This window comes from Streptomyces guryensis, from assembly GCF_021261325.1.
GTDB lineage: Bacteria > Actinomycetota > Actinomycetes > Streptomycetales > Streptomycetaceae > Streptomyces > Streptomyces guryensis.
On sequence record NZ_JAJSBI010000003.1, the window covers coordinates 16,290 to 38,313 of the forward strand.

A 22,024-nucleotide genomic window follows, 5' to 3' on the forward strand; every position below is an offset into this window, starting at 1 on the left:
CCGGCGGGAGTCGGTACGACCCTGGCCGGACCCTGATATCGCCCCTGACCCGGCGCCCGGGAACCGTTCGACGGGGGCCGCGTTCGAAGATCAGGGGTGTCTCGGGGGTCGACCCTGATGCCCCTGTCCTCCGACCGTGTGAATATCGATGGCATGCCGGAAGCCGCTGCAGCGCCACTCGTCGAACCGCGGCCGCCGCGCAAGCTCTACCGCAGCAGCGACGGACGCTGGCTCGGTGGCGTGGCGCGGGGGCTCGCCGGGCATCTCGGGCTGCCGGTCATCTGGGTGCGGCTCGTGTTCGTCGGTCTGTTCATGGCGGACGGCCTGGGCGCGCTGCTGTATGCCGCGTTCTGGTTCTTCGTGCCGCTGGGTGTCGGCGGCGTCGGCGGCCAGAAACCCCCGTCGCTGGTCAGCACCGAGACCTCGGCGGACGGCCGCCGCAGGCTGGTCACCCGCAAGCCGGACAAGGGCCAGATAGTCGCCCTGCTCCTCATGGTCGTGGTGGCCCTGGTCTTCGTGGGCAATGTGAACGTGGGCGGCGGAGCCAAGGCCTACCTCTGGCCCACCGTCCTCGTCGGCGCGGGCGTCGCCCTCGTCTGGCGCCAGGCGGACAACGCCCGCCGGGCCCGCTGGGTCGAGGTCGGCAGCCGCCGGCGCACGCTGACCCTGCTGCGCGCCGCAGGCGGCGTCCTCCTCGTCACCGCCGGCGTCTCCGCCATCTTCGTGCTCCAGGGCTCCGCCGCCCACCTCGGCTCCGTCCTCCAGGCGGCCCTCGCGGTCCTCGTCGGGATAACGCTCCTCGCGGGGCCCTACCTCGTCCGTATGACCCAGGACCTCTCCGAGGAGCGCCTGATGCGCATCCGCGCGCAGGAGCGCGCCGAGGTCGCCGCCCATGTCCATGACTCCGTGCTGCACACCCTGACCTTGATCCAGCGCAACGCGGAGAACGCGAACGAGGTGCGCCGCCTCGCCCGCGCCCAGGAGCGCGACCTGCGCACCTGGCTGTACAAGCCGGAAGGCACCGGCAAGGACGAGGCCGACGAACCCACCGACCTGGCCGACGCGGTGCGGCGCAACGCCGCGGAGGTGGAGGACAAGCACGGCGTCCCCATAGAGGTCGTCATCGTCGGCGACTGCCCGCTCGATGAGAGGATCGGCGCACAGATGCAGGCCGCGCGCGAGGCGATGGTGAACGCCGCCAAGTACGGTGGCGAGGGCGGCGCCGTACAGGTCTACGCCGAAGTCGAGGGAAAGACGGTCTTCGTGTCGGTCCGGGACCGCGGCCCCGGCTTCGACCTGGACTCGATACCCGCCGACCGCATGGGCGTCAGAGAATCGATCATCGGCCGCATGGAGCGCCACGGCGGCACGGCGCGGCTGCGCGCGGTGCCGGACGGCGGCACGGAGGTCGAGCTGGAGATGGAGAGGGCGGAGAAGACGTGATGAGCGACCCGACCGAGACGAACGCGGAGCCTGTGGAGCCGGCGGCCGGCGGTGGCGCGGGCGAGCGGCACGTACGCGTGGTCCTCGTCGACGACCACCGCATGTTCCGTACGGGCGTCCAGGCCGAGATCGGCCAGACCGAGCAGACCGGCGTCGAGGTCGTCGGCGAGGCCGCGGACGTCGACCAGGCGGTCACGGTCATCACCGCGACCCGCCCCGAGGTGGTCCTCCTCGACGTCCACCTCCCTGGCGGCGGCGGCGTCGAAGTCCTGCGCCGCTGCGCCGCGTTGACGGCGGACACCGAGCAGCCCGTCCGCTTCCTCGCGCTGTCCGTGTCGGACGCGGCGGAGGACGTGATCGGCGTGATCCGCGGCGGCGCGCGCGGCTACGTCACCAAGACGATCACCGGCACGGACCTCGTCAACTCCATCTTCCGCGTGCAGGAGGGCGACGCCGTCTTCTCCCCGCGTCTGGCCGGCTTCGTCCTCGACGCGTTCGCCTCCACCGACGCTCCGCCGGTCGACGAGGACCTCGACCGCCTCACCCAGCGCGAGCGCGAGGTGCTGCGTCTGATCGCCCGCGGCTATGCGTACAAGGAGATCGCCAAGCAGCTGTTCATCTCGGTGAAGACGGTCGAGTCCCATGTCTCGGCGGTGCTGCGGAAGTTGCAGTTGTCGAACCGGCACGAGCTGACACGGTGGGCTACGGCGCGACGGCTGGTCTGAGATCCGCTGCCCGAAGCTCACACCACCCGCGTGGCCCCCGCGAACGGCATCTCGTCGATCGGTGCGATCCGCACCGGTGCCGAGGGGTTCGGGGCGTGGATCATCATGCCGTTGCCGACGTAGATGCCGACGTGGCTGATGCCGGAGTAGAAGAACACCAGGTCGCCCGGGGCGAGTTCGGAGCGGGAGACGCGGCGGCCGGCGTCGATCTGGGCGTAGGTCGTGCGGGGCAGGGAGATGCCCGCGGAGCGGTACGCGGCCTGGACGAGGCCCGAGCAGTCGAAGGCGTCCGGGCCGGTCGCGCCCCACACATAGGGGCTGCCCAGTTTGGAGTACGCATACGAGAGGGCGGCCGCGGCACGGGAGCCGGGCGCCTCCGCGGTCGCGGATCCGAGGGACACGAGGCCGTTCCGGGAGCCCGCGGCGGACCGTGAGGCGCGGCCTGTGCCGCCGTCCTCGCCGAGCCGGGCGCGCTCGGCGGCCGACAGCCGGGACGCCAGTCGCCGCGCCTCATCCAGCTTCCCGGTGATCGTCCTCTCGTCCCGCTTCAGCTCGGCCTGCCGTGACCTGAGCCCGGCCAGCTCGATGCGCGCGGCCCCGCGCAACTGCTCGATCTCCCGCAGCTGTTCCCGTACGCCCGCCACGGCCGCCGCCTGCCGGGTGTCCGCCCGGTCGACGAACTCGGCGCCCTCGAGATAGCGGTCGGGGTCGTCCGACAGCGCGAGTTGCAGCGCCGGGTCGAGACCGCCGTCCCGGTACTGCGCCGCGGCCATCGAACCCAGCTCGTCCCGCGCCGAGTTGAGCCCGTCCGTCTTGCGCGCCGCCTCGTCCCGCAGCGTCGACAGCCGCTGCTCGGCGGCGTCCGTCTGCTCCTTCGCCCCGTCGTACTTCTCGGTGGCGGTCTCCGCCTCCTGGTACAGCTTGTCCACCTCCGCCTTGACCTGCGTCGGCGTCAGATCCGGCTCGGCGTGCCCGGTCCCGTCGAAACCCGTCGCGCTCGCCGCGCCCGCCAGGGCGATGGTGAACGCGGTCCGGGCCGAACTGCCGCTGAGCGAGCGCCGACTGGGCCTGCGGTGCGCTGCCACGTGGACTGCCCGTCCTTTCGTACGACCGCCCGTTCCGGGTCGGCTTACGCGTCCGGCGGCGGCCCGCACAGGGGGAGCGGGCCGCCGCCGGACCTTCTCGGCGGTGGTGGCCGACTGCCGCCCCTGGCCCGGGCGGCGGTGGGGAGCCGGTCACCTGGTGGAGGACGCTAAACCTGTCCGTGTCGGCTCGGTAACGCGATGTGCGGAAGTGCTCCCGGCGGATCGCCGGGTGACCGTATACGGCCGTGATCCAGGACCCGCGCCGTCGAGTTCACACAGTGCGCTGACCGATGTGGCGGTTCCGGGACACGCGTGGGCGGCAGAGTGCTATGGGCCGCATATATGCAGGGTGAACCTATGAAGGACGGGGCGGTGTCGAGTGCCCCGTGCGCCTCTGTTTAAGCTCCGGCCTCATGGACGTACTCATCCATCTCTTCGTCGGCCTGCACATCATCGGCATCGCCGCGCTCCTCGGCGGCTTCTTCACCCAGATGAAGGCGATGGGCCGCGGCGAGGCCCGCTTCGTCCCGGCGATGCTGCACGGCGCGCTGACGATGCTGGTCACCGGCGCGATCCTGGTCGGCCTCAACCAGGCCGACGACCATCACGTCAACACCGTCAAGATCGGCGTGAAGCTGGCCCTGCTGGTCGTGATCCTCGGCCTGGTCTATGTGAAGCGGGACGACGAGAAGGTCGACAAGAGCCTGTTCGGGCTGGTGGGCCTGCTCACCACGGCGAACATCTTCATCGCGGTGCTGTGGACCTGATGCCGGCGCGGGCCTCGGCCAGGGCCCCCGCGGCGACGGCCAGCCACGCCGCCACCGCGATCCACAGCAGCACCTGCCCGGGCCCCTTGAGCCGCGGGACGTCGAGGACGGCGGCGACGGACAGTACGGCCGCCGCCGTCATCCCCAGCGGGAACACGGTCGACCAGCGGCGCACGTCGTAGCCGAGCCGCGGCCGGACCACCTCGGCGACGAGCAGGACCGCGTACCAGGCCAGGTCGAGCACGAGCAGTGCGAGGGTGACGGTGCGCAGGACACCGCGGTCGTCGTCGTTCCACAGGTGCATGCGCGCGCTGTCCGCGGCGACGAGCCTCGATCCGGCGGCCGCCGAGATGGCGAGCGCGCCGCCCGCCACCCAGTGGTCGCCTCGCCCTTCCGTCACCTGTCGCACGTCGAAGAGGGCCAGCGCGCAGCCGTAGAGGACGAGCCCGAGCCAGAACAGCACGAGCGCCGCGCGCGCGAGCCATGCCGTCGCCCCGGCCCCGGCGAGCGTGGCACCGAGCACGGCGAGCCCCTGCGTGGCCACGCAGCACAGGAAGACCGCGCCCGGCATGCGACGCCGCCAGCGTCGTACGACCGCCGTCAGCAGCGGCGGCCACAGCACGGCCGCCAGCGCGAGCAGGGCCTCGGCGAGGGTCTGCCGTCCGAGGGCGGAGAACCGGGTCCCGAGCACGGTGGTCGCCGCGACAGCGGTGAGCGCCCCCGGCGTCCCCGCCTGTGCCCGCAACCTCTGCCGGTCCTGCGTCAGACGGACGCCGAAGTCCGCCACGAGCCCCACCCAGGCGACACAGGCCAGGACCAGGACGACCCGCGACAGCACCTCGTCCCCCGTCAGATGCAGCCCGACCGACAGAATGCCGGTCGCCAGCACGGCGGCCCCGGCCGCCGGCGAACGCTGCGCCCACCAGGCGCGGAGGGAGGTCGGGCCGGACAAGGGGCCGATGCTGCCGGACATGGAGCCGATGCTAAAGACCAAGGCCCGGGTCCAGCGCGGGCCACGCGCGCGGGTACGGCGAAATACGCGCGGGTGCGGGGCAGGACCGGCTCTCACGCGCGCGTGCATCCCAAAGCGCCCGCACGCGCGCGTGCACCGTTCCGCGGAGCGTCAGGCCGGCCGCACCACACTGTGGATGATCGATTCGCCGCCGTAGTAGATCGACTCCTCGCGGACGTAGGCGCCGGGCTTCGGGGCGTGGATCATCATGCCGTTGCCGATGTAGACGCCGACGTGGCTGATGTCGTCGTAGAAGAAGATCAGGTCGCCGGGCCGGGCGTCCGCGAGGGAGACCGTGGTGCCGACGTTCACCTGGTCGTAGGTGGTGCGCGGGAGGGAGACGCCGGCGGCCTTCCAGGCGGCCTGGGTGAGGCCGGAGCAGTCGTAGGAGCCGGGGCCGGTGGCGCCCCAGACGTACGGCTTGCCGATCTGCGCACGGGCGAAGGCGAGCGCCTTCTCGGCCTGGGTGGCGTACGCGGAGTCGCTGGTGGAGGTGGATCCCGAGTCCGAGGAGGAGCCGCCGTCCTGGGCCGCGGCCTCTTCCTTGGCCTTCTCCGCCGCCGCCTGCTGCTTCGCCAGCTCGGCGGCCTTGCGCGCGGCCTCCTGCTCCTTCTGCTTCTGGATCGCCGCGAGCCGCGCCTTGTCCTCGGCGGTCAGCTTCGACAGCAGCTCGCGCGCGTCGGAGAGCTTCTTCTGCACCGTGGACTTGGCGGTCTGCAGCTCGCTCTGCGTCGCGGTGAGCGTCTCCAGGCTCTTGGATGCCTCCTGGCGCTTCTTCATCGTCGCGGACTGCTCGGCGAAGTAGTCGTCGACCTCGCTCTTCTGACGGGAGGTCAGCCGCCCCATCAGCTGGGTCTGGTCGAAGTAGTCCTGAGGGGAGTCCGCCAGCAGGAAGGTCGCCGTGTCGGGTGCGGCGGCTCCGGTCCGGTACTGGGCCGCGGCGAAGGAACCGAGCCGATCCCGCTCTTCGTTGAGCTTCTGAGCGCGCCTGGCGACGTCGTCGAGGAGGGTGTCGACGTTCTTGCGCTGTTTCGTGGTCTTCTCTTTGGCCCCGTTGTACTTCTCGGTGGCCGACTCCGCCTGGCGGTAGAGGTCGTCGACCTTCTTCTCGACCTCTTCGAGGCTGGGCTTGCCGTCGGCGGCGGGGGCGGCGTTCGCCGACTGGGACAGCAGGGCCACCGAGGTGAGGGCGGCCGTGGCGAGGGCGGGGGTGCGTATGCCTGCTACGCGCGTACCCGCGGGGCGCGACTTGCGGTGCGACGCCAAGGGAGGCGACTCCTTCCATATTCCGCCTACCGAGTTAGCTGTCGGGTTCGGGCGGGTGGTTCGGAAGGGTTGCCCTACGGTCCCTGCCCCGAAAGGGGGCGGACCGATTCACCCCAGGTCGGTGTGGGTCCCCGGCTCCGGCTGCGCGGCGGCGCCCCGGACTCGGCGGAGGCCGCGCGGCCCGGCGACGTTCGCCGGTGGGGGTCGTGCGGCCTGCCGGAACGGTAGCCAACTCGTGTGGCCCCTGTGAAGGTTGATGTTCGATATGCCCGATACATTTTCGTGACCTTTGGTCAGAAGGTCGCCGATGGCCGTCAATCGGGAGGGGTCTGTGCTGGCTTGTGGGCATTTTGGAGCGGAGTGATGGCATCCGCTCATTTCCGACTGGGTGCTCACGGAGCGTGACGGAATGGTTCCGTAGGGCAGGCGGACACCGAGGGCGGCCAGGTCCGAGGGATTCAGCGGTGCCGAGGCCCGCGAGGCCTCCGATTCCCGCGATGTTCCCAGGGCGGCAGCGGGCTGTCAGTGGGGCACCCTAAACTCGGAAGGCGATGAGCAGCCTCTTTGACGACAGCTTCCTGGCGAACCTCCAGGCCCCCCGCGGGCACGAGGAGGAACCTCCGCCGCCCGAGGACGATCACGGACCGGAGCCGGTTCCGGACGATCTGTTCGGCGGGAAGTTCGACGTGCCACCGGACCGGGAGGCCTACTACCGCAACGGCGCCCCCCGCCCGGCGATCGACCCGGCCGCGCTCCTGGACGGACTGAACGAGAACCAGCGCGCGGCCGTCGTCCACTCCGGCAGCCCCCTGCTCATCGTGGCCGGCGCCGGCTCCGGCAAGACCCGCGTGCTCACCCACCGCATCGCCTACCTCCTGGGTGAGCGGAACGTGCATCCCGGCCAGGTCCTCGCGATCACCTTCACCAACAAGGCCGCGGGCGAGATGAAGGAGCGCGTCGAGCAGCTCGTCGGCCCGCGCGCCAACGCGATGTGGGTGATGACCTTCCACAGCGCGTGCGTGCGCATCCTGCGCAGGGAGTCGAAGAAGCTCGGTTTCACCTCCTCCTTCTCGATCTACGACGCCGCCGACAGCAAGCGCCTGATGGCTCTGGTCTGCCGCGACCTGGACCTCGATCCCAAGCGCTACCCGCCGAAGTCCTTCAGCGCCAAGATCTCGAACCTGAAGAACGAGCTGATCGACGAGGAGGACTTCGCAGCTCAGGCCGCCGACGGCTTCGAGAAGACCCTCGCCCAGGCCTACGCCATGTACCAGTCACGGCTGCGCGAGGCGAACGCCCTCGACTTCGACGACCTGATCATGACGACGGTCAACCTGTTGCGCGCCTTCCCGGACGTCGCCGAGCACTACCGCCGCCGCTTCCGGCACGTCCTGGTCGACGAGTACCAGGACACCAACCACGCCCAGTACGCGCTCGTACGGGAACTCGTCGGCACCGGCACGCGTGCCGACGACGCCGACGTACCGCCGAACGAGTACGACCTGCAGCCCGCCGAGCTGTGCGTCGTGGGCGACGCCGACCAGTCGATCTACGCCTTCCGCGGTGCGACGATCCGCAACATCCTCCAGTTCGAGGAGGACTACCCGGACGCGACGACGATCCTGCTGGAGCAGAACTACCGCTCCACGCAGACCATTCTGAGCGCGGCGAACGCGGTCATCGAGCGCAACGAGTCCCGCCGCCCCAAGAATCTGTGGACGAACGCGGGCGCGGGCGCGCGCATCACGGGCTACGTCGCCGACACGGAGCACGACGAGGCGCAGTTCGTCGCGGACGAGATAGACCGTCTCACGGACGCCGGCGAGACGAAGGCCTCAGACGTCGCCGTCTTCTACCGCACCAACGCCCAGTCCCGTGTCTTCGAAGAGGTCTTCATCCGCGTCGGCCTGCCCTACAAGGTCGTCGGCGGCGTCCGCTTCTACGAGCGCAAGGAGGTCCGGGACGTCCTGGCCTACCTGCGGGTGCTGGCCAACCCCGAGGACTCGGTGCCGCTGCGCCGCATCCTCAACGTCCCCAAGCGCGGCATCGGCGACCGCGCGGAGGCGATGATCGACGCCCTCGCCCAGCGGGAGAAGATCAGCTTCCCGCAGGCGCTGCGTCGCGTCGACGAGGCGTACGGCATGGCGGCGCGGTCGGCCAACGCCGTCAAGCGGTTCAACACGCTGATGGAGGACCTCAGGACGATCGTCGAGTCGGGCGTCGGCCCGGCGACGGTCCTGGAGGCGATCCTCGAACGCACCGGCTACCTCGCCGAATTGCAGGCCTCCACCGACCCGCAGGACGAGACCCGCATCGAGAACCTCCAGGAACTCGCCGCGGTGGCCCTGGAGTTCGAGCAGGAGTCCGGTGAGGGCGAGACGACCGGCGGGCTCGCCGACTTCCTGGAACGCGTCGCGCTCGTCGCCGACTCCGACCAGATCCCCGACGACGAGGAGGACGGCTCCGGAGTCATCACCCTGATGACCCTGCACACCGCCAAGGGCCTGGAGTTCCCGGTGGTCTTCCTCACCGGCATGGAGGACGGCGTCTTCCCGCACATGCGCGCCCTCGGCCAGACGAAGGAACTGGAGGAGGAGCGGCGGCTCGCGTACGTCGGCATCACGCGCGCGCGAGAGCGGCTCTATCTGACCCGGTCGTCGCTGCGCAGCGCGTGGGGGCAGCCGTCGTACAACCCGCCCTCGCGTTTCCTGGAGGAGATCCCGGCGCAGCACGTCGACTGGAAGCGGACGGGCGCCGCTGCCCCGGTCTCCTCCTCCTCCTCCTCCTCCTCCGGCCCGGCGTCGGGCGTGGCGGCCTCCCTGTCGTCCTCCCGCTCGCGCTCGTCGGCATCGGGCGCGTCCGGCTTCGCCACGAGCCGGGCCTCCGAGAAGCCGGTGGTGTCGCTGGCCGTAGGCGACCGGGTCACCCACGACCAGTTCGGACTCGGCACGGTCGTGGCGGTCAAGGGCACGGGAGGCAATGCCGAGGCGACGATCGACTTCGGCGAGGCCAAGCCGAAGCGCCTGCTGCTGAGGTATGCACCGGTGGAGAAGCTGTAACTGCCGGTGCCCTTCAGCCCGTCCGGCGTTTGAGGACGAGGCCGTTCAGGCTGAGGACGAGGGGTCTGGGAGCGCAGCTCCCAGCTCTCCTACGTAGGGTCCAGCCCATGACTCCGCAGCCACGGAAGCGGGTCGATCGCCGAACCGCCGCCCGGCCGGACCTCGAAGTGCAGATGCGGGCCGGTCGAGTTGCCCGAGTTCCCGGAGTACGCGATCGGCGTACCGGCCTTCACCGTCGTGCCGGAGGAGACGCGATAGCTGGAGAGGTGGCAGTACCACGTCTCCGTGCCGTCCTTCGCGGTCACTATCATCATGTTCCCGTACGCACTGTTCCACTGCGTGCGGACGGTGCCGTCGGTCGCGGCCATCACCGTCGTTCCGTAGGAGACCGGGAAGTCGATCCCGGTGTGCACGGACATCCAGTTGATGCCGGCCTGGCCGAAGTAGGCACTGAGGCCCTTCTGGGTGACCGGAAGGACGTACTTCGGGCGCAGCCGCTCCTTGCGGGCCGCCTCCGCCGCCGCCTTCTTCTTCTCGGCCTCCTGCTGGGTCTTGAGGTCGATGCGCTCCTGGGTGCGGCTGGCCCGGTCGGCGAAGTCGTCGGCGCCGGCGGAGAGGCTCCGCAGCTGGGTGTCCAGTTTGTTGTTGGCGGCGGATGGTTTCACCGCCTGTGCGTCCGACGCCGTCGTCGAGGTGTCCTTGTCGCCGGTGAAGGTGCCCACGGAGGCGGCGGCGATACCGGCCACGCCCATCACACACGCCGAAGGCACGGCGATGGTCAGCAGCGCGGAGCGCTTGGCGGGCGCGCGACGGCGGGAGCGGCCCCCGCTGCGGGAGGCCGCGCGCGACGCCGGAGCCGACGTGACCTCTTCCTGGTCGTCGAGGAGGGGTGCGACCGAGGGCAGCTCCCCGGTGGCGTTCAACTGGCCGCCGTCCGGGGCGGGTTGGCCGTACGAACCCTGATCTGCCTGCTGCTCGTAGTCGTTGGCGGAGGCGGCGGCCGAGGCGGTGTCGCCGGCCTCAGGGCTCTCGGAGTTCCACTGTGTGGCGTCGTACGCCCCGGTGTCGAAGGCCTGGGTGCCCCATTCCCACTGCTGGGTCTGGTCGGCGGGAGTGCCCGGACGCTCGGGCTGCAGCCAGGCGTTCGCATCCCACTGACCGGAGGCGTCGTGCCCGGTGGCCTGCGGCGGGATGGCGGAGAGCGGCTGGTAGCCGGCGGTCCAGGCGGTCGCGTCGTACACGCCGCTGTCATAGGCCGCATGGTGCTGGGCCGCGTACGCGTCGTAGTTCAGCGTGTGGTGACCACTCGTGTCCCACTGGCCGGAGTCGTACGAACCGGTGCTCTCGCCCGGGAGGCTGCCGAAGAGGGGGTCTGCGGCGAAGGTCGCGGTGGCGTGGCCGCCGGTCGCGAAACCGTTGGAGTCGTAGCCGCCGTGCAGGGTGAAGTCGCCGTACTGGGCTTCCTGCGTGCCGTACGACGCGTAGTGCGCCGAGGCGGCGTCGGAAGCCGGAGCCGGGGTGGTCATGGTCCCCGACGGGTGACGATCGTTCACCAACTTCTCTTTCGCCTCGACAACAGGGGCTGCCAGAGCAGTGCGGTGACTGTACCCGGCGGTATACGGGCTCGACAATCTTCAACAGGTTTCGTGCGCGCAGGAAACGGGCAATCGGCCGTGTTTCGGGGGACGACGGGCACGGCTTTGGCCCTGTGTTCGAAGAATGTTCGAAACCGAATGGCTGTAGGTCAGGCCACTGTCAGCCCGCCGGCGTGGGCGGCGGCCTCGGCTCCTGTTCGTTCGGCGTCGAGAGCCTGGCGTATCCCGGTCGCGACGGCCGGGTGCACGGGCAGGGCGAGATGTCCGATTCCGCTCACCCGCACGTTCTGCGCCATCAGGTCGGGGTGGTCGATACAGGCGGTCTCCAGCGGGTCCATCAGGTGATCGAGGTCGCTCCAGAAAGTCACGAAGTGCGTACGGCAGCCCGGCGCGGGCCGGGTCAGTTCATCCAGCAGCTCCGAGCCGGGGCGCATCTGGCGGACGATGGGGTGCGCGTTCGCCAGCGGCACCACCCGGGTGCCGGAGTGCGGGGTGCCCAGCGTCACCAGCGTACGAACGCGGATGTCACCGCCCAGCCGCTGCACGTAGTACCGCGCTATCAGTCCGCCGAGGCTGTGCCCGACGATGTCGACCTGTTTGCTGCCCGTGCGCTCGCAGATTTCCTCTATGTGCCGGCTCAGCAGCTCGGCCGCCGTACGGATGTCGCAGGTCAGCGGCGAGTAGTTGAGCGACTCGATCTGCTGCCTGCCGTGCTGGGCGAGACTGCGGCGCAGCAGCACGAAGACCGAGCGGTTGTCTATGAAGCCGTGCAGGAGGACGACCGGGGGCTTGGTCCCGGTCGGCAGCTGTGCGGCCCCGTCGGGCGGGGGGAGTGCGGCCGATGATCCTCGGCGTTCCGGGGTGAGGCCGGAGGGATACAGGAGGAGGTGTCCCGCGAGGATCACCAGTTCCAGGGCGGTCGCCTTCAGCAGGGCCAGGGAGAGGCCCGCCAGTCTGCTCGGAAGCAGCCGCTGGCAGAGCGGAAGAAAGGGCAGTGCTGCCCTCGTGACCTTCATGGCCGACCTCCTGTCGGCACGCAGGAGGACGCCTCTGTCCCCCGTGTGCCCTCGTGGGAGACCGCGAGGAAGGCGGTCGGCGACGCTCCATGGCATCGTCGACGTGCCGCATCGCCACGGCGCGTGGCCTGCGGCGCGGTGGTGCGGCGACCTCTTTGCGGCTCCTGTTGCGCGTGTTCCCGCCGGAACGGTGCGCGGTGAACGTGTCCCATCGTGTGATTTCCCCCTCGGTCTTCACCGCGAAACTGCCGGTTGCGGGATGCTGGCGATAACGTTCGTTCACTTCCCCGGCCGGTTCGGGTACTCCAGTACTTGTCGGTAGGGATGGATGCAGTCGCTTCATGGAGGCAGTGATGGGTGTGGCAGCCGGTCCGATCCGCGTGGTGGTGGCCAAGCCGGGGCTCGACGGCCACGATCGCGGGGCCAAGGTGATCGCGCGTGCGTTGCGCGACGCCGGTATGGAGGTCATCTACACCGGCCTTCACCAGACTCCCGAGCAGATCGTCGACACCGCGATCCAGGAGGACGCCGACGCGATCGGGCTGTCGATCCTCTCCGGTGCCCACAACACGCTCTTCGCCGCGGTGATCAAGCTGCTCAAGGAGCGGGACGCGGAGGACATCCTGGTCTTCGGCGGCGGGATCATCCCCGAGGCGGACATCGCTCCGCTGAAGGAGAAGGGCGTCGCGGAGATCTTCACGCCAGGGGCCACGACGCAGTCGATCGTGGACTGGGTGCGGGCGAACGTCCGTCAGACGGCAGGAGCTTAGGTCGTCGTGCGCTGCGGGTACGTGGGGGCGCTGTCCCTGGGGGCTCTGCCCCGGACCTCCTTCGGCCTGAACGGCCCCGTCCTCAAACGCCGGACGGGCTGAATTGTGCTGACCGGCGCTGAAGAAGTGCCGTAGGCCGCAGGGCAGCTCTAGGCCGCGTCCAGCTCTTTCGCCATCACCTCCCGCAACCGCAGCGTCGTGACCAGGCGTTGGAAGGCCTCCGCCCAGTAGCCGCCCGCCCCAGGTGACGTGTCCTCCGTCTCGTCGGGTATCGCCAGCAGGGCGTCCAGACGGCTCCCCTCGGAGGGGTCGAGGCAGCGCTCGGCCAGGCCCATCACTCCGCTGAAGCTCCATGGATAGCTCCCCGCGTCCCGGGCGATGTTGAGCGCGTCCACGACTGCCTGCCCGAGCGGCGCAGACCACGGCACCGCGCACACTCCGAGCAGCTGGAACGCCTCGGACAGGCCATGCGCCGCGATGAACCCGGCCACCCATTCGGCCCGTTCGGCAGCGCTCAGCGTGCCGAGCAGTCTGGCGCGTTCGGCCAGGGACACCGCGCCCGGACCGCCGGCCTCCGGGGCGGACGGGGTTCCGAGGAGCGCCCGGGCCCACTCGGGGTCCCGCTGCCGCACGGCGGCCCGGCACCAGGCCGCGTGCAGTTCGCTCTGCCAGTCGTCCGTCACCGGCAGCGCCACGATCTGCCCTGGTGTACGCCCGCCAAGCCGCGCAGGCCACGTCCCGAGCGGTGTCGCCTCCACCAACTGGCCGAACCACCACGACCGTTCACCCCGTCCCGCCGGAGCCTTGGCCACCACACCGTCGCGCTCCATGCTCGCGTCGCACTCGTGCGGAGCCTCGACGGTGATCATCGGTGCGTCGCCCGTGTGGTCGACGGCCACGCATGCCGCGGCCCTGACGGCCATCCGCGCGGCGAGTGCCGAACCCGGCAGCGCGGAGAGCAACTCCGCCGCTGTCGCCCGCACGTTGCGACTGCGGTCGGCCAGCGCCTGTTCCAGGAAGGGCTCGTCCAGGGGGCCGAGTCCCGCGCGCAGCGAGTCGAGGAACATCAGACGGTCCTCGGCCCGCTCCGTCGGCCAGGTCGTCATGAGTAGTTCGCGGGCGGCGGCGGGCTCGCGGGCGCGGATGGCGGACAGGAGAGCGACCCGCTCGGCGAACAGGCCTTCCTCCCACAGGCTCCGGGTCTTCTCCGTGTCCTCGGGGGGTGGCAGTGCGGCGCCCCCGCCAGGCGTCGCACGCAGGGCGAACCGCCAGTCGGGATTCAGCCGGGCGAGCCACACGGCGCGCGGTCCTGCGAAGGCCAGCGCGGCCGGCCGCAGATCCGTACGCCCGCGGGCCGCGTCCAGCAGCGCGGGCAGCGCTTGAGGTGGTGCCGCGAAACCGCGGGCGTTCGCCGCCGCGAGCCACTGGGGCAGGAGCTCCATGAGGTCCGGCGCCGTGCCCCTGCGGCCGCCGCCACCCGTGCCCGGGCGGTCGGCCAGCAGCAGCGCGAGCCTGCGGGCCGCCGCGGGGGGCAGCGCGGGACGCGGGTCCTCGGCAGCCGGCTCGGGCCGCCCGGCCGCCCGCGCCGCCCGCAGACCGGCCCGCCGACGTACCGTCTCCGCCGCCGCCGCGTCCAGCAGCGCCACCGGCGCATCCCGTCCCGGCGCTCCGCCCGGCGGGATGCGCCGCTCCGTCCCGAGCAACGCCGCCGTGACGAGCTCCTCCCAGGCGCCCGAGGCGGGCGCAACCACCGGCGTGGACGTCCTGTTCATACGGTTCCTTTCCGTGAAGCTCCCGTCCCCTGCGGGCGTCGTGCGGTGGTCCCCGGACCGTTGGGTCAGCACAGCCGCACCGCCTCTCCCGCCCGCTCCGGCCACGCCGTCAGCGGGGTGAAGCCCCGATGGCCGCACTCGCCGAAGACCTTGACGGGGGCGCCCCCCGAGAGAGCGACCAGGCGCCAGAGCCCGGGGCGGGTACGGGCGGCGGAAGTCAGTGGCAGCGCCGCATCCGCGTCGGCGTCCGCCAGCTGCCAGGAGTCGCCGTCCGGGATCGGTATGACCCGGTCCAGCGTGACCGGGACGGAGTCCAGCCACGGGTCGTCCCGCAGCGCCTCGCCGTAGTGGGCGGCCGCCCGGGCCGTCGTCACTCCCGGCGGCCGTGTCACCGCCGGGGCCGGCGGTGCGAACTGCTCGCCCAGGGCCACCCGCAGTTGTCCGGCACCCGGATAGGCGGACACCTCGGCGTCCAAGGTCAGTCCCACCGGGAGCGCCAGCTCCGGGGCACGGCCCGCGGCTCCGTAGGAGAGGAGCAGTACGGTGCGGTTCGAGTCGGTGCCGTGCAGCCAGACCCTGCGGGTTGTCAGGCGCGCGTCCGCCGTGTCGTACTGGGCGAGGACCAGCCAGCGGTCACGCAGCGGCGGGCCGTCCGCCGTGCCGGGCAGGCCGATCCGTGACCGGACCGTCGCGGCCAGGCCGTCCGGCAGCTGCTCGCGGTGCAGCCAGCCCTGGTCGAGTAGATGGAGCAGCGCGCACTCCTCCAGCAGGCGCACGGGCCAGCCCGGCCCGGACGACGGAATCGCCCCCAACTCCCGTACCCGCGCGGCCAGTCCAGGCGCCTGGGCGTCGACCATGCGAGCCGCTGTCTCCTCCCACAGCCCGTATCCCGCCTGCTCCGCGCTCGCCAGGCCGCCGCGCAGCAGATCCGCCAGGCGCTGCTCCAACTCGGTCGCACCCGCGGTGATCCGCTCAGCCCTGCGCTCTGCCCGGCGCCGCGCGGCCTCCGGATCACCGGACCCGGACGAGGAGTGGGACGCCCCCGCCGTCCGCTTCTGCTCGCCGCGCTGCCTTCTCCCCTCTATCCACTGCTCCGCCCAGTCCGGTGCCTGCCCCGACGGCAGCACACCGTCCCCGCCCGCCCAGAGCAGCAGCAGGCCGAGCGCGTGCTTGCACGGGAACTTGCGGCTCGGGCAACTGCACCTGTACGCGGGGGCCGCCGCATCCGCGATGTCCACGACCGTCCGATACGGCTTGCTGCCGCTGCCCTTGCACAGTCCCCACACCGCCCCCTCGTCGGAACTCCCCGCCCCGGACCACGGACCCGCCGCGCCGAGTCTGCTTCCCGCTTTGCGTGACGCGACGTCAGGCGCCAGTGCCAGCACCTGATCCGCGCTCCAGCGCACCCCCTGCTGAGTCATGACATCGAAGGTAGATCCCGCCACTGACAATCGGGTCTGCGAGCGCGTTTGTGCAGGTCGGAACGCATTGTCAGTGGCGTGGTGCACGGTTGGTACCAGATCCGAACCGGCCGAGCTGGAGGGGGCCTCAGCCATGTCTGTGTCCGTAGAGCCGAAGTCCGTCGAACCGAGTGAGAGCGGGTCCGCGCCCGTGAATTCGAGTGCCGTCACTCCTGTATCCGCGGGTGCGAGCGCGCAGGCGTCCGCGAACGGGACGGACGAGCTGCGACCGCACGCCGAGGATGCCTTCGCCGGTGAACTCGCCTCGTTGGCCGCGCAGGACGACCGCCCACGCCCGGCCCGTTGGAAGCTGTCGCCGTGGGCCGTGGCGACGTACCTGCTCGGCGGCACCCTGCCGGACGGCACGGTGATCACACCGAAGTACGTGGGCCCGCGCCGCATCGTCGAGGTCGCCGTCACCACGCTCGCCACCGACCGCGCCCTGCTCCTGCTCGGCGTGCCCGGCACCGCCAAGACCTGGGTGTCCGAGCACTTGGCCGCGGCGGTCAGCGGCGACTCGACGCTGCTCGTGCAGGGCACCGCGGGCACGCCGGAGGAGGCGATCCGGTACGGCTGGAACTACGCGCAGCTGCTGGCGAACGGCCCGAGCCGGGACGCCCTGGTTCCCAGCCCCGTCATGCGGGCCATGGCGCAGGGGATGACGGCGCGGGTGGAGGAGCTGACCCGTATCCCCGCCGACGTCCAGGACACGCTCATCACGATCCTGTCCGAGAAGACGCTGCCGATACCGGAGTTGGGGCAGGAGGTGCAGGCGGTCCGGGGCTTCAACCTGATCGCCACGGCCAACGACCGCGACCGCGGGGTCAACGACCTCTCCAGCGCCCTGCGCCGCCGCTTCAACACGGTGGTTCTGCCGCTGCCGGAGAGCGTCGAGGCCGAGGTCGACATCGTCTCGCGTCGCGTCGACCAGATCGGCCGCTCGCTCGACCTGCCGGCCGTGCCCGACGGCATCGACGAGATCCGCCGGGTCGTGACCGTCTTCCGCGAGCTGCGCGACGGGGTCACGTCCGACGGCCGTACGAAGCTCAAGTCGCCGAGCGGCACGTTGTCGACGGCGGAGGCGATCTCGGTCGTCACCAGCGGACTTGCCCTGGCCTCCCACTTCGGCGACGGAGTGCTGCGGGCCGGCGACGTCGCCGCGGGCATCCTCGGCGCCGTCGTACGCGACCCGGCGGCCGACCGCGTCATCTGGCAGGAGTACCTGGAGGCGGTCGTCCGCGAGCGCGACGGCTGGAAGGACTTCTACCGGGCCTGCCGGGAGGTGAGCGCGTGAACGACCTGGGCTGGGGGCGCGCGGGCGGTAACGGTGGGAACAGTGGGAACCAGGGGTCGGGCAGGGGTCGGCGATCGGGTAGCGGCTCGGTGTGCACGGCCCACGAGGACGGGACGTACGTCGGGGACGGCCGGGGCGTGGCGGGTGCCCGGAAGGCGTCCGGCGGCTGCAGCCGAGGGGCGCGATGACGCGGGAAACGAGGGGGACGGCGTGACAGCGACTGCGAGGGACGGGAGCGGCGCGGCCGGTGGCGGGCCGCTGCTGCTCGGCGTACGGCATCACGGGCCGGGCTCGGCGCGGGCGGTACGGGCGGCACTGGACGCGGCGCGGCCCCGGGCCGTGCTGATCGAGGGGCCGCCCGAGGCCGACGCGTTGATCCCGCTGGCCACCGAGGTGGATATGCGACCGCCGGTCGCCCTCCTCGCCCACGCCGTCGACGAGCCAGGCCGCTCCGCCTTCTGGCCGCTCGCCGAGTTCTCCCCGGAGTGGGTGGCGATCCGGTGGGCTCTGGAGCACGACGTCCCGGCGCGCTTCATCGACTTGCCGGCGACGCACACCCTGGCGTGGGGGAGCGCGGCCACGGAGGGCGAGCCCGGCGGGGGCGCGGGCAGCGAACGTGGGGACGATGCCGATCCGGCGGGGGGTGGCGCGGCCGGTGCGGACGCCAGCCGCCGTGGCGGGGGCACCGGTGTGGACGGTGACGGTGACGGTGACGAGCGCGGCGGCGGTCCGCATTCCGGTGCTGCGGCGCGGCCCGGAGCCGGATCACAAGCCGACACCGACACCGACACCGATGCCAGTGCTGGGGGTGGGGCCGGGGCCAGGTCAGAAGCCAGCATCGGGGCAGGGGCAGGGGCAGGGGCAGGGGCAGGGGCAGGGGCGGGGGCCGAGGCGCCGGCCGCGCCCGGAGCCGACGCTGCGGCCGGGTCTGGCGCGCAGGCAGAGACCGGAGCCGGATCCGGCATCGATGCCGGCACCAACACCAACACCAACACTGAAACCGCGACCGCGACCGACACCAACAGGGATGCCGACGCCGGTGTCGCTTCCCAGTCCTCCGCCGACGGGTCGGCCATGGAGAAAGACGTCCGTATCGACCCGCTTGCTGTGCTCGCCGAAGCCGCCGGGTACGACGACCCGGAGCGGTGGTGGGAGGACGTCGTCGAGCACCGGGGGGTGGGCGAGGGGGACCCGTTTGCGCCCTTCCTGGCGCTCGAAGAGGCCATGGGGGCGTTGCGCGAGGCGTACGGCAGCGGTGGCCATGACCGGGACCTCGTGCGGGAGGCGTACATGCGGCTCCAGGTGCGGGCTGCGCAGCGGGAGTTCGGGGACGCGGTGGCCGTCGTGTGCGGGGCCTGGCACGTCCCCGCGCTGCGGCAGAAGACGGCCGTCGCCGCCGACCGGGCGCTGGTGAAGGGGCTGCCCAAGGTCAAGGCGGACATGACCTGGGTGCCGTGGACGTACCGGAGGCTGTCGAGGGTCAGCGGTTACGGGGCGGGGATCGACTCGCCGGGCTGGTACGGGCATTTGTTTGCCGCCCCGGACCGGCCGGTCGAGCGGTGGATGACCAAGGTGGCCGGACTGCTGCGCGCCGAGGACCGGATCGTCTCCCCGGCGCACGTGATCGAAGCGGTGCGGCTGGCGGAGGCGCTCGCCGCGATGCGGGGGCGCCCGTTGCCGGGGCTCGGCGAGACGACCGATGCCGTGCGTGCCGTGATGTGCGAGGGCTCGGACGTGCCGTTGGCGCTGGTGCACGACCGGCTGGTCGTCGGGGATGTGCTGGGGGAGGTGCCGCAGGCGGCGCCGGCGGTGCCGTTGCAGCGGGATCTGGAGAGGACCCAGCGTCGGCTGCGGCTCAAACCGGAGGCGCTGGATCGGGAGTTGGAGCTCGACCTGCGCAAGGAGACCGACGCCGGGCGCAGCAGGTTGCTGCACCGGTTGCGGTTGCTGGGTGTGGCGTGGGGGGAACCGGTGGCTTCGCGGGGGAGCACGGGCACGTTCCGGGAGACATGGCGGCTGCGCTGGGAGCCGGAGCTGGCCGTGCGGGTGGCGGAGGCAGGGGTGTGGGGTACGACGGTGCTCGCCGCCGCGACGGCCAAGGCGGAGGCGGAGGCCGTCGCCGCACAGGCCCTGGCCGACGTCACCGGGCTCGCCGAGCGCTGCCTGCTGGCCGAACTCCCCGAAGCGCTACCGGTGGTGATGCAGGTGCTGGCCGACCGGGCGGCTCTCGACACGGACGTCGGCCACCTCGCACAGGCCCTGCCGGCCCTGGTCCGCTCCCTTCGGTACGGCGACGTACGCGGCACGGACACCGGAGCGCTAACAGGAGTCGCCGCGGGCCTCGCCGAGCGGATATTCGTGGGCCTGCCCCCGGCCTGCGCGGCCCTGGACGCGGACGCAGCCGAGGAGATGCGGCGCCATGTGGACGCGGTGCACGGGGCGGTGGGGCTGCTGGGCGACGCGCCCGGACCGGACCACCGCGATCTGCGGGGCCGCTGGCACTCGGTTCTGCGCGTGCTGTCGGTCCGGGACACCGTTCCCGGTGTGGTCCGGGGGCGGGCCGTGCGGCTGCTGCTGGACGACGGTGAGCTGGGGCAGGACGAGGTGGCGCGGCTCATGGGCCTCGTGCTGTCGCCGGGGACGCCGCCGGGGGACGCGGCCGCCTGGATCGAGGGCTTCGTCGGCGGAGGGGCGGGCGGCGGAATGCTCCTCGTGCACGACGAGCGGCTGCTCGGGCTGGTCGACTCCTGGCTGACCGGGGTACCGGCGGAGGCGTTCACGGACGTGCTGCCCCTGCTGCGGCGGACGTTCTCGGCGTACGAGCCAGGGGTGCGCCGGACGTTGGGCGAGCTGGTCCGGCGCGGACCGGGGGAGCGGGGGAGGGTGACGGCCGCCGGCTCCGGCATACCGGGCTTCGCGGCCGACCCCGACCCCGAGCGCGCGGACGCCGTGCTGCCGCTGGTCCGGCTGCTGCTGGGGCTGGACGGTCCGAGCGGCCCGGGCGGCCCGGGCGGTCCGGGCGGTCCGGGCGGAGTGAAAGCGGACATCGACAACGATCTTGCGGGGGTGGCGGGATGACGAAGGACGGACTGACGGAGGCGCACGAGGACGTCGGTGCAATGACCGTCGGCAGGAAGAGGACCGGGAGCAGAAACGGGAACAGGAATCGCAACACGTACGGGGGCGGGGCGGACGACCGTCCGGCGGTCGCCGTCGCGGTGATGCCGCTCTGGGACCGGCCCGGCACGGAGGTGTGCCGATGACGGCCGAGGCGATGGACGCGGCGGCACCGGCGGTCCCTGCGCAGGAGCGGCTGCGGCGCTGGCGGCTCGTGCTCGGGGGCGACGCCGCCGACGGCACGGGATGCGCGCTGTCGGGGCGGGACAGCGCGATGGACGGGGCTTTGGCCGCGCTCTACGGGAAGGGGGACGGGCAAGGGCAGGCGGGGCGGGACCGTTCGGCGGGGCTCGGGGCGTCGGCGCCGTCCGTGGCGCGCTGGCTCGGGGACATCCGGACGTACTTCCCCTCCTCCGTGGTGCAGGTCATGCAGCGCGACGCGATCGACCGGCTCGGGCTGTCCGCGCTGCTGCTGGAGCCCGAGATGCTGGAGGCGGTGGAGGCCGACGTCCACCTCGTCGGCACGCTGCTCTCGCTCAACAAGGCGATGCCGGAGACGACCAAGGAGACGGCACGGGCCGTGGTACGCAAGGTCGTCCAGGACCTCGAGAAGCGGCTGGCCACCCGTACTCGGGCCACCCTCACCGGCGCCCTCGACCGCAGCGCCCGGATCAACCGGCCGCGCCATCACGACGTCGACTGGAACCGCACCATCGCGGCCAACCTCAAGCACTACCTGCCCGAGTACCGGACGATCGTGCCGGAGCGGCTCATCGGTTACGGGCGGGCGTCCCGGTCCGTGAAGAAGGAAGTCGTCCTCTGCATCGACCAGTCGGGGTCGATGGCGGCATCCGTGGTCTACGCGTCCGTGTTCGGGGCAGTGCTGGCGTCCATGCGATCGATCAACACGCGGCTCGTGGTCTTCGACACGGCGGTCGTCGACCTCACCGACCAGCTCGACGACCCGGTGGACGTGCTGTTCGGCACGCAGCTGGGCGGCGGTACGGACATCAACCGGGCGCTGGCCTACTGCCAGTCGCAGATCACCCGGCCCGCGGAGACGGTGGTCGTGCTCATCAGCGATCTCTACGAGGGCGGGATACGGAACGAGATGCTCAAGCGGGTCGCCGCGATGAAGGCGTCGGGAGTGCAGTTCGTGACGCTGCTCGCGCTCTCTGACGAAGGAGCGCCGGCCTACGACCGGGAGCATGCGGCCGCGCTCGCCGCGCTGGGGGCACCGGCGTTCGCGTGCACGCCCGATTTCTTCCCGGAGGTGATGGCGGCAGCGATCGAGAAGCGACCGCTGCCCATACCTGACACCGCATGACCGGACGCGACACGGTGTGACCGGAAACGATGCGGCATGACCGGGAAACAGCGCGACCGGGCGGACGGGGAGCGTTCGCTGACGATTTGTCGATGCATCGTCGTCCGACTTCACCCAGCAAAACGGACATGCCTACCCATCGGTAACAGGGGGCTTGCGCAACCGCGGGAGGGCCGTGCGAGGATCGACGCCTCATCAGCGGTGCGTCGTTGCTCCGCCTCGTCCGCATCGCGTCGCATCGCGTCGCACCGCATCGCGTCGACTCGTGGCTCGTTACGGCTCGCCACGCGAAATTCGTTCCGCCGCACGGGAGGAC

General features: G+C 71.6%; 16 protein-coding genes and 1 riboswitch. Of the genes, 9 read left to right on the plus strand and 7 right to left on the minus strand.

Going from position 1 to position 22,024, the window contains the following annotated elements; genetic code table 11:
• The first annotated feature begins 153 nt into the window (after nt 1–153).
• Entirely contained in the window at nt 154–1,443 is a 1,290-nt protein-coding gene (locus LJ657_RS07000; protein ID WP_232647464.1) for an ATP-binding protein, read from the plus strand.
• Nucleotides 1,443–2,168 carry a LuxR C-terminal-related transcriptional regulator gene (locus LJ657_RS07005; RefSeq protein WP_232647465.1) on the plus strand — a complete coding sequence of 242 codons (726 nt, stop codon included), beginning with the start codon at nt 1,443–1,445 and terminating at the stop codon, nt 2,166–2,168. The genes LJ657_RS07000 and LJ657_RS07005 overlap by 1 nt, the downstream gene beginning before the upstream one ends.
• Before the next feature lie 17 nt (nt 2,169–2,185).
• On the opposite strand, the gene LJ657_RS07010 is transcribed toward LJ657_RS07005, so the two are convergent.
• Entirely contained in the window at nt 2,186–3,253 is a 1,068-nt protein-coding gene (locus LJ657_RS07010; RefSeq protein WP_232647467.1) for a C40 family peptidase, read from the minus strand.
• A 413-nt stretch (nt 3,254–3,666) separates the two neighbouring features.
• On the opposite strand from LJ657_RS07010, the gene LJ657_RS07015 reads away from it, so the two are divergent.
• Nucleotides 3,667–4,020 (plus strand): hypothetical protein, encoded by a 354-nt coding sequence (locus LJ657_RS07015; protein WP_232647468.1) that lies wholly within the window; start codon nt 3,667–3,669, stop codon nt 4,018–4,020.
• On the opposite strand, the gene LJ657_RS07020 is transcribed toward LJ657_RS07015, so the two are convergent.
• Complete coding sequence (locus LJ657_RS07020; protein ID WP_232647469.1) at nt 3,998–4,993, minus strand: tellurite resistance/C4-dicarboxylate transporter family protein; 996 nt, start codon at nt 4,991–4,993, stop codon at nt 3,998–4,000. The two genes, LJ657_RS07015 and LJ657_RS07020, sit on opposite strands and share 23 nt — an antisense overlap.
• 150 nt (nt 4,994–5,143) lie before the next feature.
• The gene (locus tag LJ657_RS07025) at nt 5,144–6,298 is read right to left on the minus strand and encodes a C40 family peptidase (RefSeq protein WP_232647470.1); all 1,155 of its coding nucleotides are present in this window, start codon (nt 6,296–6,298) and stop codon (nt 5,144–5,146) included.
• Between the two features lie 8 nt (nt 6,299–6,306).
• Nucleotides 6,307–6,476, minus strand: a riboswitch (cyclic di-AMP (ydaO/yuaA leader).
• Between the two features lie 373 nt (nt 6,477–6,849).
• Here LJ657_RS07025 and pcrA point away from each other — a divergent pair.
• Nucleotides 6,850–9,357 carry a DNA helicase PcrA gene (gene pcrA / locus LJ657_RS07030; protein WP_232647471.1) on the plus strand — a complete coding sequence of 836 codons (2,508 nt, stop codon included), beginning with the start codon at nt 6,850–6,852 and terminating at the stop codon, nt 9,355–9,357.
• 89 nt (nt 9,358–9,446) lie between these two features.
• Here the strand turns inward: pcrA and LJ657_RS07035 are convergent, their stop codons facing one another.
• Together LJ657_RS07035 and LJ657_RS07040 are read right to left on the minus strand one after the other, a co-directional pair.
• Nucleotides 9,447–10,883, minus strand: a complete 1,437-nt coding sequence (locus LJ657_RS07035) for a M23 family metallopeptidase (RefSeq protein ID WP_232647954.1) — start codon at nt 10,881–10,883, stop codon at nt 9,447–9,449.
• A gap of 218 nt (nt 10,884–11,101) precedes the next feature.
• Nucleotides 11,102–11,968 (minus strand): lipase family alpha/beta hydrolase, encoded by an 867-nt coding sequence (locus LJ657_RS07040; protein WP_232647472.1) that lies wholly within the window; start codon nt 11,966–11,968, stop codon nt 11,102–11,104.
• A 353-nt stretch (nt 11,969–12,321) separates the two neighbouring features.
• On the opposite strand from LJ657_RS07040, the gene icmB reads away from it, so the two are divergent.
• The gene (gene icmB, locus LJ657_RS07045) at nt 12,322–12,738 is read left to right on the plus strand and encodes a coenzyme B12-dependent isobutyryl CoA mutase small subunit (protein WP_232647955.1); all 417 of its coding nucleotides are present in this window, start codon (nt 12,322–12,324) and stop codon (nt 12,736–12,738) included.
• 149 nt (nt 12,739–12,887) lie between these two features.
• Here the strand turns inward: icmB and LJ657_RS07050 are convergent, their stop codons facing one another.
• Both LJ657_RS07050 and LJ657_RS07055 read right to left on the minus strand, forming a co-directional pair.
• Complete coding sequence (locus LJ657_RS07050) at nt 12,888–14,510, minus strand: DUF5691 domain-containing protein (protein ID WP_232647473.1); 1,623 nt, start codon at nt 14,508–14,510, stop codon at nt 12,888–12,890.
• Between the two features lie 65 nt (nt 14,511–14,575).
• Nucleotides 14,576–15,931, minus strand: a complete 1,356-nt coding sequence (locus tag LJ657_RS07055; RefSeq protein WP_232647475.1) for an SWIM zinc finger family protein — start codon at nt 15,929–15,931, stop codon at nt 14,576–14,578.
• A 133-nt stretch (nt 15,932–16,064) separates the two neighbouring features.
• Here LJ657_RS07055 and LJ657_RS07060 point away from each other — a divergent pair, with 133 nt between their 5' ends.
• From LJ657_RS07060 to LJ657_RS07075, 4 genes are all read left to right on the plus strand, one after another.
• Nucleotides 16,065–17,264: an ATP-binding protein gene (locus tag LJ657_RS07060; RefSeq protein WP_232647476.1), complete on the plus strand. Its 1,200-nt coding sequence runs from the start codon at nt 16,065–16,067 to the stop codon at nt 17,262–17,264.
• Nucleotides 17,265–17,474: 210 nt separating this feature from the next.
• The gene (locus LJ657_RS07065; RefSeq protein WP_232647477.1) at nt 17,475–20,342 is read left to right on the plus strand and encodes a DUF5682 family protein; all 2,868 of its coding nucleotides are present in this window, start codon (nt 17,475–17,477) and stop codon (nt 20,340–20,342) included.
• Complete coding sequence (locus tag LJ657_RS07070) at nt 20,339–20,527, plus strand: hypothetical protein (protein ID WP_232647479.1); 189 nt, start codon at nt 20,339–20,341, stop codon at nt 20,525–20,527. Before LJ657_RS07065 ends, LJ657_RS07070 begins: the two co-directional genes overlap by 4 nt.
• The gene (locus LJ657_RS07075; RefSeq protein WP_232647481.1) at nt 20,524–21,708 is read left to right on the plus strand and encodes a VWA domain-containing protein; all 1,185 of its coding nucleotides are present in this window, start codon (nt 20,524–20,526) and stop codon (nt 21,706–21,708) included. The genes LJ657_RS07070 and LJ657_RS07075 overlap by 4 nt, the downstream gene beginning before the upstream one ends.
• Nucleotides 21,709–22,024: the final 316 nt, after the last annotated feature.